Below are 12943 nucleotides of genomic sequence, written 5' to 3' on the forward strand. Positions count from 1 at the left end.
GGGCTGAAGTAAGAAGTAGGAAGTATGAAATTCGCAAACCTCATACTTCCTGCCTCTCTTTGCTATCTCCACTCACCATTGCCCATTCATTTCTTTTTTTATACTTTTATCGCCAACACAATACCTGACCCATGAGGCCTGTTTACTTTCTCCTTTTTATTGCAGTATATCTTACATCCTGCGGCTCTGATAGTGGTTTGCCTATTACCAAAGACGAGTTGAAAGGCAACTGGATCGTTGTTCGCACTACCACCAATAACAAGGAACTATATGAATCTATAACCCATTCGGAACTCAGTAAACTAAAGCATAAAACAGAACTCACGATGTTCAGTTTTCAACCCAACGGCGAAGTTATTGTCGATGACGGCACCATTGAAAAAAGAACGTCAAGCTGGAACTTCACAAATGATCAGCAACTGATCATCCAGGTTAAAAACAGGAAAGAGCGTAACGAGGACAATTCCCCCATATTTACTGCCAGCCGCTACCGGCACGACACATTGGTGCTTGAAAATATCTTAAGGGAAGATGTGCACATAAAGCACACCTTTATACGATTAAAAACCAATGACACGGTACCCAACCTGTTTCAACCCGCATTGAATAAATGGCGCGAGCAACCGCTACAGGCTGAAGATGATGAAGCCATTAAAACGCGGCTTAAACAGGTATTATATTATTACTCAGCCTATTTCGCCTCCTTTTCCTACAACAAAGTACCTTACTTTAACCTTGAAAAGATCTATTGCCCCATCCTGTTTTACAACGGAGGCGTGGGTTTAAAGAAACTTAAGGAAAACGATGAGTGGATCAAGGTCTTCCACGACTATTCCGATGCAGAAAAGGCACATGCCATGTTGAGCAAAGCCTTTTCACGAATGTCAAACTTTCCGAGCAGAGGCAACGATTACGTAGCGGAATATGTTATTGTATTGAAGATGTTAGCCGATAAATTATAACACGCTAAATCACTTCACACGCAGCAACACCACCTTTCCATCCATAGTAGAGGCAACAAGGTGCTGCTTATCCAATACGCGCACTGTATTCACCATGGAGTTATCAATTTTATAAGCCCATGAAACTTTTTGCGTAGCCACATCAACCGCATAAACAACCCCATTACGCGTACCAAAAAATAGTTGTCCGTCTTTTTCGATCAGCATCGATGGCACATGCTCATAGCCAAAACCCGCATTCATTACCCAGGCGGGCCGTTGTGCCGTATGACTTGTAGCATAGGCAACTACTGTATCCTGCATCGTTTTACCGTATACGTACTTTCCATCTGCCGACATACCGATCGACTCGCGAACGCGGGTCTCACTGTTCTGCCATAAAGTAGCGCCTGTTACCGCATCAATGGCATACAGGGTGCGGTTGGGGCAAACCACATACACCACACTGTCATGCGCTACCGGAATACAGGCCGCAGGTGAAAAATTGATCACCGAAAAACCGGGGTCCCATTGCCAGGCCAGTTGCCCATTGTTTTTGTTCACCGCATACAGGTGTTTATCCCAGGCGCCAAAGATCACCATATTGCCATAGATCAACGGGGTGCTTACCACCGGCCCCTGTAAACCGTTAAACTTCCAGAAAGCCTTTCCGTTTGCCAGGTTCAATGCCATAAAGTTGTGATCACTCCCCCCAATAAAAACGGTATCGCCAACAATTACCGGCGAACCTAAAACCGATGCGTCTGTTTTTACTTTCCAAATTAGCTTCCCTGTTAATGCATTTAAACAATATACATCTCCATCCCCTGAACCCAACACCACTTTACCTGCGCGTACAGCGGGAGAAGAAAAGATGGCGCCCTGTGTTTTATACATCCACTTCTTTTTTCCATCGGGTTGGTTTAAAGCCGTAATAACGCCATTCTGGTTACCGAAAATAACCAGGTTGTTTGCAACCGCCGGTGTTGAGATCACATTGGCATCGGACGAATACGCCCATATTGGTTTTACCTGGGCGTACTGTGCATTAATAGCATAGGACGGCCGTTCAAAATGGCCAATGGTATCAACCCGGGGATGCCGTAATGTTAGCCAGGAAGGCAGCGGTGCTCCGCCCGGTCTGCGTTCGGTATATACAATTGTAGAATCGGTCACATCAACAAGGTTATAGCCACCAAGAGGCGCTTTTGCCCGCAGGTTCGAACGGCCCATTACACCAGGAATGTTTTCGAAACTAAGGGCATGATTATTATGCCCATGCCCGCAAATGATCATCAATGTATTGTAATTATTTAACCGGTCGGTGATCTCGTACCAGTTATCGAGGCTGTTATCGATGGGATAATGATTGCAAAAAATGATGGGTTGATCTTTCGGTGTTTTTGCCAGCAAACTGTCTAACCAAACAATGGCATTGCGGGGAACATGGCCATCGCTCATTCGCACATACGGCCCCGACGCGCAGCCAATAAATCGAATACCGTTGTAGTCGAATTGAAACTTATCGTACCCGAAGGTGGTGGCAAAATGCACACCGCCGCTTTCACTCCAGCCTGCATCGTGATTACCCGGAATGATGTAATATTTTACCTGCAGGCTGTCGAGTATTTGTTTGGCCAGCACCAGTTGCGCATCGGTGCCCAGTTCAGTAATGTCGCCGGTAATGATCACAAACGCCACATTGTGCTGCCCGTTTATATCCCGTACTGTGCGGCGCAGGTCTTCCTCGGCCGAACCATTGGGTGAACCAATATGCGTATCACTGATATGTATAAATCGAAAAGGTTTAATTTGAGCGTGCCCTGCAATAACTGCCAGCAGGAACATTGAAATAGTCAGCATTTTTTTCATAGCCGCCAAATTAATATATAATCAAAACGGAAATACCAGCACAAAACAGCAAGTACATTAAATTAAAGTGTATTAATTAAATCTTAATGGCGTAAATGGCGGCGGCATCGGCCTCCGCTTTCCCGGCCTGTCTGTTAAGTTAAAGTAAACACGATAAAAATTTGCATCTGGTCTGTAATGTTTACCTGACGTCACCTACCAATTATGTATAACAGAAAACACAAAAAATAACCGGACCACCGGTATTACTATACACTGGAAGCTGAGCCCTCAATTGTATTATTATCAACTAAAAACCCTGAACCCATATGCTGCTAAGCATAAGCACCTGGTGGCAAACCCTTGCCCCTTTTGAAAAAATATTCTGGGGAATTGCTGTTGTGTTTTCTGCCCTTTACCTGATGCAAAGTATATTATCCCTTTCAGGGGGCGATGCAGATCACGCAGCGAGCCACGCAGATACCGCTATTGACCATGATGGGGGTATGGCTCATCAATTCATTACCATCAAAAACATGATCGCCTTTTTCACAATGTTCGGCTGGGCCGGACTGGCCTCGCATTACGGCGGCATGAGCAAAACGGCCACTATATTGCTTGCCCTTGCCGGCGGAACGATCGTGGTATTGCTTATGGCCATCATTCTAAAAAATATGAGCCGCCTTCGTTACAACGGTGCGTTGAAACTAGAGAACGCCATCAATAAAACAGGCAGCACCTATCTTTTTATACCGCCCAATCGCAGTGGTATGGGAAAAGTGCATATAAAAGTACAGGGTACTTTACACGAACTGCCAGCCATGACAGATGATGATGAAGAAATTGCTACCGGTAAACTCATCAGGGTAAGAAATATCATCAATGACCGGATATTACTGGTAACCCTGGCCGGATAACAATTCTCATAATATATATTCCAATTTCAAACCCTAAATTAATGACGTTATGGATTACATTTTAATTGTGGTCGCGGGAGCGGTATTGTTCCTTTTCATTCTCATTCTCTCCATGTTCAGGCGGTACAAACGATGCCCCAGCGACCGCGTGCTGGTGGTATATGGTAAAGTAGGCCGAAGCACCGATGGTACAGAAGGCAACCTGAGCGCCAAATGTATACACGGTGGCGCCGCATTCATTTGGCCCGTTATTCAGGATTATTCCTTCCTTGATCTTACCCCTATTTCCATTGAGGTCAATCTTACCAATGCACTCAGTAAACAAAACATCCGGGTCGATGTGCCTTCGCGCTTTACCGTTGGTATTTCAACCGAACAGGGCGTAATGCAAAATGCGGCAGAACGCCTGCTGGGTTTACAACAGGCACAAATACACGACCTGGCCAAGGACATCATATTGGGACAAATGCGCCTGGTGGTTGCCATGATGGATATTGAAGAGATCAACAGCAACCGCGATAAATTCCTTGCCAACATTGCATCTAACGTAGAAGCCGAGCTGAACAAGATCGGTTTAAAAATGATCAACGTAAACGTAACCGATATCAAGGATGAAAGCGGTTACCTTGAAGCGCTGGGTAAAGAAGCATCGGCCAAGGCACTCAACGAAGCAAAGAAAAGTGTGGCCGAGCAGGATAGAATGGGTGAAATTGGTAAAGCCATCGCCGAAAGAGAACGCGATGTAAGCATGAAGCAAACCCAGAAAGAACGGGACGTGCAGATGGCCGAAACGCAACGCGACCGCGACTCCAGCATCGCTGTGGCCGAAAAAGATAAAGAGGTACTCATTGCCGCCGCCAGAAGAGATGAACAGATCGGTAAAGTGGAAGCCGAAAGGGATACCCGTATTAAATCGGCTGAAGCGAACTCCATTGCGGTTCAGGGTGAAAACCTTGCAAAGATCCAGATCGCCGATTCTGAAGCCTCCAGAAGAGAAAGAGAAGCGGAAGCCCTGAAGCGGGCCATTGCTGCCGAAAAAGTGCAGGCCGCCAAAGCGTTGGAAGAAGCCTATCTCGCCGAACAAAAAGCAGAAGCTGCCAGGGCCGACAGGGAACGGGCTTCTCAGAATGCCAACATCGTAGTAACAGCCGAAATACAAAAACAAAAAGCCATCATTGAAGCACAGGCTGAAGCCGAAAAGATCCGCGAAAAAGCAAAAGGTGAGGCCGATGCCATTTATGCCAAACTGGAAGCAGAAGCAAGAGGTATGTATGAAATACTGACCAAACAGGCCGAAGGTTTGGATAAGATCGTGAAAGCAGCCGGTAACAATCCGAAAGATGCCGTACTGTTGCTTATCTCAGATAAACTGCCCGAACTGGTAAAAATGCAAACAGATGCGATCAGGAATATCAAGATCGACAAAATAACGGTTTGGGAAAACGGGCAGAACGGTTCCGGCAAAAATTCAACCGCCAACTTTATTTCGGGCATGTACAAGGCAGTGCCTCCGTTAAAAGATATTTTTGATATGGCAGGTATGAACCTTCCCTCCTATCTCGGCAATACTAAAAAGGAGGAAGCTACCCCCACTGATGCCATTGTGGTGAAAGACGAAAAATAATAAGCGGGGTACAGTTCAATTAAAATACTATATCTTTAAAGAGTCCCGGCAGCTGCCGGGACTCTTTTATGCTTGCACCATCTACCATACAACTACTCCGGTTCCATTTTTCTTTCTTTCTGTTACCGGTATACCTATTCGCTTTAAGCCAGGTGCCAACTATCAATACGGCCCATGCCCTGGTGATCTTTTTCATCCTGCATGTTCTGGTGTATCCTTCCAGCAACGGGTACAACTCGTATATGGACCGCGATGAAACGCCCATTGGCGGCATTAAAGCACCGCTGCCACCAACCCGCCAGTTATTTTATACCAGCGTAATTATGGATGTAGTGGCCGTTTTGCTGAGCCTGTTTATAAGTTACTGGTTTGCTATTTGCATAATAGCCTATATAGCCGCGTCAAGAGCTTACAGTTACCGGGGCATCCGGTTAAAAAAATATCCTGTTGCCGGTTATCTTACTGTTATCTTATTTCAGGGAGCCGTAACGTATTTTATGGTATATCACGGAAGCAGCCTTAACAAAACATTACTGGTTCCACCGGCCCATATGGTGGCAGCCAGTTTGCTGATTGGCGGTTTTTATCCGCTCACGCAGGTTTACCAGCACGAAGCCGATAAAAAAGACGGGGTAGTTACTATTAGCGCCTTGCTGGGCTACAGAGGCACCTTCATTTTTACAGCTATAATATATTCACTGGCCATGGGTGTGCTGGCCTGGTCGTTCTTCAGCAGGGGCGAACAAAAAAAATTCCTGGCACTAGCAACTATGATGCTGCCAGTTCTCGTATATTTTTTCAGTTGGGCGGGTTTGGTGTGGAAAGATGTTCGCAATGCCAGTTTTGCCAATACGATGCGTATGAACATAGTGGCATCCATTTGTACCAACCTGGCTTTCCTTACCTTATTAATCTGGAGGGGATTTGAGTAAAATTATTGCCATCGGTACGGCTGTGCCTGCATTCAGGCATAACCAACAGGACATTCTGCAGTTCATGCAGCTGATCTATTCTTATACCGAAGCTGATAAGCGCCGGTTGCGATTCCTGTACCACCAAAGCCATATTGATACCCGTTATTCGGTGATCCCCGATTACAGCCGTCCTGTTCCGGAATGGAAATTCTACCCGCATACCGAAAACCTGGAGCCCTTCCCTTCCCTTGAGCAACGCATGATCTGGTATCACAAATACGCACCGCAATTGTCGGTGAATGCCATTCGTGACTGTCTCGATGGAAAATTAACGCAAGCCGAGATCACCCATCTCATTACCGTGAGCTGTACCGGTATGAGCGCACCCGGCCTCGACCTGCAGGTAATGGAATTGCTCGATCTGCCCCGGCATACGGTTCGTTCTTCCATTAACTTTATGGGATGCTATGCAGGCATTCATGCCCTGAAAATGGCCGACGCTATTTGCAAAACAGAGAAGCAGGCAAAAGTACTCATAGTTTGCACGGAACTGTGCACGATACATTTTCAACGCGAGCCAACGGTCGACAATATAGCATCGAGCCTGTTATTTGCCGATGGCTGCGCTGCTGCCCTCATTACAAGCGATGATAACCCGTTAAAGGGGTTGCATATCGATGGGTTTTATTCAGAAGTGATCCCCAAAGGCAAAAAAGATATGGCCTGGGAAATTTCCTCCACCGGTTTCCTGATGACGTTGAGCAGCTATATTCCCGATCTGCTGGAAGAAGATTTCACCCAGTTTACGAACAGGGCCCTGGCCAATACCGGCGTAACCAAAGCAGATATTTCACATTGGTGCATACATCCCGGCGGTAAAAAGATCCTTGAAGCCATTCATAAAACGCTGTCGCTCCAGAATGGTGAACTGCAGGCGTCGCATGATGTATTGCAGCAATACGGGAATATGTCGTCCCCAACCATTTTCTTCGTTCTGAAAAAAATAATGCCTGCCCTTTTACACGCCAACAACCGGAAAGAACACATTTTCGGCGCGGCCTTTGGCCCCGGCCTCACTATGGAAACATTTGTAGCATCAACGAATTCCTAAACTGGGCAGGCATGTTTCGCGGGTCAATCAGAAAATCATATATTACAATCGTGAATTTCCGTCACCGATCATACCAGCCCGAATTGCTCGACCGCCCGGATATTCCCTTTGAAGATATTCAAAGGAATATGCAGGAATTAAATTTCATCAACACCTGGCTGGGCGGCCATGCTATTACGGTTACCGGGGTTGAAGCCCTGGTGAATGCGAAAAATCCGGTCACTATTTGCGAGATCGGGTGTGGCGGTGGCGATAACCTGTTGGCCATTAGGAACTGGTGCAATAAAAGAAATATTCCGGCCGCTTTTATTGGCATCGATATCAATCCGCATTGCACCGCGGTAGCTGCCAAACGGTTACTCAGCAATACCCAACTGATCACCTCCGATTATAAAGATGTACAACTGGAAAAGCAACCCGATATTATTTTTTCATCCCTGTTCTGCCATCATTTCAGCGACCGGGAAATGGTAAAGCAATTACAATGGATGAAAACGAATGCCCGGCTCGGATTCTTTATAAACGATCTGCACCGGCACCGGGTAGCATATTATTCCATTAAAGTTTTAACCGCTTTATTCTCGAACAGTTACCTCGTGAAACACGATGCTCCCTTATCTGTAGCCCGCGGCTTTACAAGAGATGAATGGTTACAATTTTTCAATATTGCCGGCATCAGTAATTATTCAATTGAATGGAAATGGGCCTTTCGCTGGCTCATCATCTCCAAAAATGCTGTTTAGAAACTGAATCGTGAGCCTTCAACCCAAATATGATATTGCCATCGTAGGTGGCGGACTGGCAGGACTTGCCCTCGCCATTCTAAGCGCCCGTGCGGGTTATAAAACCGTGTTGTTCGAAAGAGAGAAGTACCCCTTTCACAAAGTGTGTGGTGAATATATCAGCCTCGAAAGCTGGAACTTTTTGCAGGACCTTGGGCTTCCACTCAGCGATATGCAATTGCCGATCATCAACCGCGTGCTCATTACCACGCCCGATGGCAATTATATTGAATCGCCGTTACCCTTGGGTGGCTTTGGCATCAGCCGGTATACCATCGATAACCTGCTGGCCAATATTGCCCGCCAGGAAGGCGTAACCCTGCTCGAAGGCAGCAAAGTGCTCAATGTTGTTTATCGCAACAATACCTTTCTGGTATTTTCAACCAGCGGCGATACCGAAGCAACCGTTGTAGCCGGCGCTTATGGCAAACGGGGCAACCTCGATATAAAATGGAAACGGCAGTTCACCAAAGTTAAACCCAACAAACTCAATCACTACATCGCCGTAAAATACCACATTCGCACCCATCACCCCGCCGACCTCATCGCCCTCCACAATTTTGAGCAAGGATATTGTGGAATTTCCCAAATTGAGGAAAACAAATATTGTCTCTGCTATCTCACAACGGCGGCCAACCTGCGCAAATGCAGGAATGATATTAGCAGTATGGAAAGAGAAATTCTTATGAAAAATCCTTTCCTGGAAAAAATCTTTTCCAATGCTGAAATGTTATACGAAGAGCCGTTAACCATTTCCCGGATCTCGTTCAATAAGAAAACACAGATAGAAAATCATGTTTTGATGATTGGCGATACAGCCGGCCTTATAGCACCTTTATGTGGCAACGGCATGAGCATGGCCCTGCACAGCAGCAAACTGGCTTTTGAAGAGATCAATTCGTTCCTTCAGGGACGTATCAACCGGTACGAAATGGAGATCCAGTATACCCAGCAATGGGAAAAATATTTTGGCCGGCGCTTACAGGCGGGGCGTTTATTACAAAGTTTTTTCGGCAACACTTTCCTTTCAAACGTACTCATAAAAATGGTAAAGCCTTTTCCAAAGTTTGTAGCGTTCCTAATACAACAAACACATGGAAAACCCTTTTAAATGGGGGAAATGGTTTTTGCTTGCATTACTATTACCGCTGTTTCACTTTTATGGAAACGCGCAAAACTATTATGCCATTCAGGGCAGCAACTATGCAGGCAGTCTGGGTATTGGCAATAACCCCGCCTCTATTGTAAATACACCCTATAAATGGGATATCACGCTTTTTGGAGCACAGGAAAAAAATGCTACCAATGGCATTGTAATACATAAATATTCCCTCTTCAGCGATCCCAACAAATCGCAATACAACTTCAAAGAAGGCGATTACCGGCGGTATGCCTATGCCGATTACAATGTAAACCTGTTGAACATTCGCTATGCCATCAACCGCCGGCAGGCCATTGGTTTTGGCATTAACCTGCGGGGCTATGCACAATTAAGCTCAGGTCCGGTAAGGTTTATTGATACGCTTAAAAATGTAGGCGACTTTTTTGACCTGGGTAATTATAACCGGAAATTGTATGGCGATTTTATTCATGGCAGCTGGATAGAAGTTTTTGCCACCTGGGCGCAAACCATTTGGGACCGGCCCGATGCGCGGCTGAATGCAGGCATCACCGCGAAGATCTCACGCGGTATTTCAGGTGCTTATCTCAATGTGCTCAACGGAACCGTGGCACAAACAATACATGGCAATAATTATGATTACACCATGCAGGATGTTTATGCCGAATATGGCCATTCGGCGAATTATGATCTGTGGCAAAAAGACAAAAGCACCAACCAGAACCTGCGTGATTTTTTAACCCATACCCGCGCCGGTTTTTCTTTTGACCTGGGTGTGGAGTATCTTGTCAAAGCGGCACAGGTATCTTCTGTTTTTGATGAAGACAATTACTACGATTATGACTGGAAGATCGGGTTATCGTTACTGGATATTGGGTTCAACCAATTCAAATATGGTAAAAACAGCCGTATCCTGAACGGATTCCAGGCCAATATCACTGACACTGTGCTCGATCAGCAATTTGCCAATGTCAAAGACCTCACTGAATTCAATCAACGTGTAGTTGGTATTGCGGGCACTATACAACAACCAACCGGCATATTCAATATAATAAACCCGGCCCGCCTGGTTTTAAATGTAGACCATTATATCACCGGCGCCTGGTATGTGAATGGCAATGCTTCGCTCAATCTTTCTTCACTAAGCGGAAGCCAGTGGCGGCTTACCGAATTGAATATGCTTACCGTTACGCCCCGTTGGGAAACCAGGCGATTGGGGTTTTATCTTCCTGTACAGTTCAACATCAAAGAAAATTTATGGGTTGGCGGCGCTGTTAAATTAGGCCCGCTGTTGTTAGGGGTGCATAACTGGGCCACAGTGTTTGCCAAAAACAAAACGCAAAATGGCGGGGCTTACATTGCCCTTGTCATCAGGCCGGGAAAGAACAATAACTCAGAACAAACTGATAAACGGCTTGATTGCCCCAGGGGGATAGCACCAAAATTTACCAAAAACCGCCTGGGTCAAAAGTTGAGTTGCCCGCCCCGGTGATCTTATTAACTGCAACGAACACAGCATCCGCAACAGCATAAAGAATTTACAGTACCAGGCTCTCAGCTCCTGAGCGCCTTTTTTATTTCTGCCTGCTGCAGACACGCTGAGTTGGCATGGGTTGGAACCGGAGGGTATCGGCTCAATGACGTGTATCGACTGCAAGAATGGGAAGAATGCCGACCTTGCTAAAACGATTAAAAAAATCAGGTTTCATTCAATTAATTCTTACCAAAGCATTGGCGAAGAAATTGCTTTTTGCCTGGGTATATATTTCACTTTGCAGGGACCTCACAGGGACCTCACAGGGACATAGCAGGGACGTTATGGGGAAAATATCCTTTTAAGGTCCGGGTGAGTTCCCTGTTATATCCTTGTTAGTTTCAGTTGAAACCCAAAAGATTTGCGGTTGCTACCCAGAGGCTTTCCTTTTAATCATACTTAAGGTTGAGCAAAGCACCCAGGAGGAGGAAACTGCAACCCGTTTGTTGAGCAGACCAATCAGGTTCACCCAGTCTATTTTTCAATTATTTTTGAAACTTCAGAAATAGACCTTAAATTTGAGAAAGCAGACACTAACAATATGAAACTGGAAGAAGCGCAACAACAATTCATTGCTTCCTGGGGGGCATTCGGCACCTATTGGGGCATCAACCGCACCATGGCGCAAATACATGCCTTGCTCATGATCAGTGCCGACCCATTAAGCCAGGACGATATGATGGAGCGGCTTAGTATCAGTCGCGGTAATGTGAACATGAATATCCGCGACCTTATTGATTGGGGGTTGGTGAACCGTGTGTTGATACCTGGAGAACGAAAGGAATATTTTTCAGCAGAAAAAGATATTTGGAAAGTGGCCACCCAAATAGTGAAGGAACGCAAAAAAAGAGAGCTGGACCCCATGTTGCGCCTGCTCGATCAGCTGGGAGAAATAGAAGGCGATAAAAAAGACAAACACATAAAACAATTCACCGAAACAGTTAGCAGCATCAAACGCTTTGGCTCACAGACCGATAAAATGCTCGATGGGCTGGTAAAGGCCGATGAGAACTGGTTCCTCGGCAACCTCATGAAAATGTTCAGGTAAGGAGCCTGCGCCATTTTTTTAACCAACTATTTAACTACCCTGCTTGTTCTTAGCATATGGAAACACCTAATAAAAAGACCCTGGTATTGGGCGCTTCGGAAAATCCGGCCCGGTATAGTTTTTTGGCTATAAACAGTTTACGCAGGCATCAACATCCCGTAACCGCAATTGGGCGTAAGAATGGCCGGGTGCTCGATGTTGATATTACTACCGAAAAAAAACCATTGGAAACAGTTGACACAGTTACGCTGTACCTGAACCCAACCCACCAGAAAGAATACTACGATTATATACTATCGCTGAAACCGAAACGCATTATATTTAATCCTGGTACAGAAAATACTGAATTATATAACCTTGCAAAAAAGAACGGTATTCAGCCATTGGAAGCCTGCACATTAGTTATGCTTAGCACGGGACAATACTAAAGTCAATAGTAAATACCCTTAGAAAGTCCCATATTTAACACTCATAAACATTGATTATTATCCCCCGGTAAAATAACCGTATATCATTTGCGTTCTAACTTCGTATTGTATCAGACGAATAGAAGATTTATACCCTAAGATCCATACCAACGTAATCCAGATCCGAAAAACTAAAACCCGTACATTATGAAAAACCTGAATGCAGCAGGGCTCTTAGTGGCGTGCATTTTCGCATTCCAGACAATGAATGCCCAGCAACTACCCGCCACCCAAAAGCCAACCCTTAGCAAGGCTTCCACATTGGCGCAACTTCCCATGAAACTGGAATGTAACGTTCCTGCATTGAAACAACTTTCTTCTTCCCGTATAGCTGAAAAAGTAGCGCTTTCACTCGGCAATTTTGAATTCAACGGTGAACTGGTTGATAAAACACAAACATCAGCCGGCGTTACCAGCATGAATATCCGTTCAACCAGCATACCCGGCGCCTTCTGCACCATATCGATGATCACCACTGCCAACAACGCACAAAAAATGGTTGGCCGCATCATCAATCCAAAATCAGATGAAGTGCTGGTGCTAACAGAAGAAAACGATCAATATTACTGGATAAAAAAGCCAAAGCAATTTTTTATGGTGGAAGAACAAACCGCCAATTAAGTCCTGATAACCT

At 45.5% G+C, this 12943-nt stretch carries 12 protein-coding genes; 11 read left to right on the forward strand and 1 reads right to left on the reverse strand.

The genetic code is table 11. The annotated features are described in order from the left end of the window. Positions 1 to 131: 131 nt before the first annotated feature. Complete coding sequence (locus tag A3860_RS09970; protein ID WP_081146531.1) at positions 132 to 962, forward strand: hypothetical protein; 831 nt, start codon at positions 132 to 134, stop codon at positions 960 to 962. A gap of 9 nt (positions 963 to 971) precedes the next feature. On the opposite strand, the gene A3860_RS09975 is transcribed toward A3860_RS09970, so the two are convergent. After that, positions 972 to 2813 carry an outer membrane protein assembly factor BamB family protein gene (locus tag A3860_RS09975; protein ID WP_081146532.1) on the reverse strand — a complete coding sequence of 614 codons (1842 nt, stop codon included), beginning with the start codon at positions 2811 to 2813 and terminating at the stop codon, positions 972 to 974. 308 nt (positions 2814 to 3121) lie between these two features. Between A3860_RS09975 and A3860_RS09980 the strand changes: the two genes are divergently transcribed. The 10 genes from A3860_RS09980 (at position 3122) to A3860_RS10025 (ending at position 12930) form a co-directional block, all read left to right on the forward strand. Further along, the gene (locus tag A3860_RS09980) at positions 3122 to 3709 is read left to right on the forward strand and encodes a hypothetical protein (protein ID WP_081146533.1); all 588 of its coding nucleotides are present in this window, start codon (positions 3122 to 3124) and stop codon (positions 3707 to 3709) included. A gap of 49 nt (positions 3710 to 3758) precedes the next feature. Further along, positions 3759 to 5333 (forward strand): flotillin family protein, encoded by a 1575-nt coding sequence (locus tag A3860_RS09985; RefSeq protein ID WP_081146534.1) that lies wholly within the window; start codon positions 3759 to 3761, stop codon positions 5331 to 5333. A 68-nt stretch (positions 5334 to 5401) separates the two neighbouring features. Then, positions 5402 to 6265, forward strand: a complete 864-nt coding sequence (locus A3860_RS09990) for a UbiA family prenyltransferase (protein WP_081146535.1) — start codon at positions 5402 to 5404, stop codon at positions 6263 to 6265. Continuing rightward, positions 6258 to 7358: a type III polyketide synthase gene (locus A3860_RS09995; RefSeq protein ID WP_081146536.1), complete on the forward strand. Its 1101-nt coding sequence runs from the start codon at positions 6258 to 6260 to the stop codon at positions 7356 to 7358. The genes A3860_RS09990 and A3860_RS09995 overlap by 8 nt, the downstream gene beginning before the upstream one ends. Before the next feature lie 50 nt (positions 7359 to 7408). Further along, entirely contained in the window at positions 7409 to 8101 is a 693-nt protein-coding gene (locus A3860_RS10000) for a methyltransferase domain-containing protein (RefSeq protein WP_081146810.1), read from the forward strand. 10 nt (positions 8102 to 8111) lie between these two features. Next, complete coding sequence (locus A3860_RS10005; protein WP_081146537.1) at positions 8112 to 9251, forward strand: NAD(P)/FAD-dependent oxidoreductase; 1140 nt, start codon at positions 8112 to 8114, stop codon at positions 9249 to 9251. Beyond that, positions 9235 to 10752, forward strand: coding sequence for a hypothetical protein (locus tag A3860_RS10010; RefSeq protein ID WP_081146538.1), 1518 nt, complete (start codon positions 9235 to 9237; stop codon positions 10750 to 10752). The genes A3860_RS10005 and A3860_RS10010 overlap by 17 nt, the downstream gene beginning before the upstream one ends. Positions 10753 to 11335: 583 nt before the next feature. Then, complete coding sequence (locus A3860_RS10015) at positions 11336 to 11842, forward strand: GbsR/MarR family transcriptional regulator (protein ID WP_081146539.1); 507 nt, start codon at positions 11336 to 11338, stop codon at positions 11840 to 11842. A 56-nt stretch (positions 11843 to 11898) separates the two neighbouring features. Then, positions 11899 to 12270: a CoA-binding protein gene (locus A3860_RS10020; RefSeq protein WP_081146540.1), complete on the forward strand. Its 372-nt coding sequence runs from the start codon at positions 11899 to 11901 to the stop codon at positions 12268 to 12270. A 186-nt stretch (positions 12271 to 12456) separates the two neighbouring features. Further along, positions 12457 to 12930, forward strand: coding sequence for a hypothetical protein (locus A3860_RS10025; protein ID WP_081146541.1), 474 nt, complete (start codon positions 12457 to 12459; stop codon positions 12928 to 12930). The last annotated feature ends 13 nt before the right edge of the window (positions 12931 to 12943 follow it).

This window comes from Niastella vici (genome assembly GCF_002077945.1).
Taxonomy (GTDB): domain Bacteria; phylum Bacteroidota; class Bacteroidia; order Chitinophagales; family Chitinophagaceae; genus Niastella; species Niastella vici.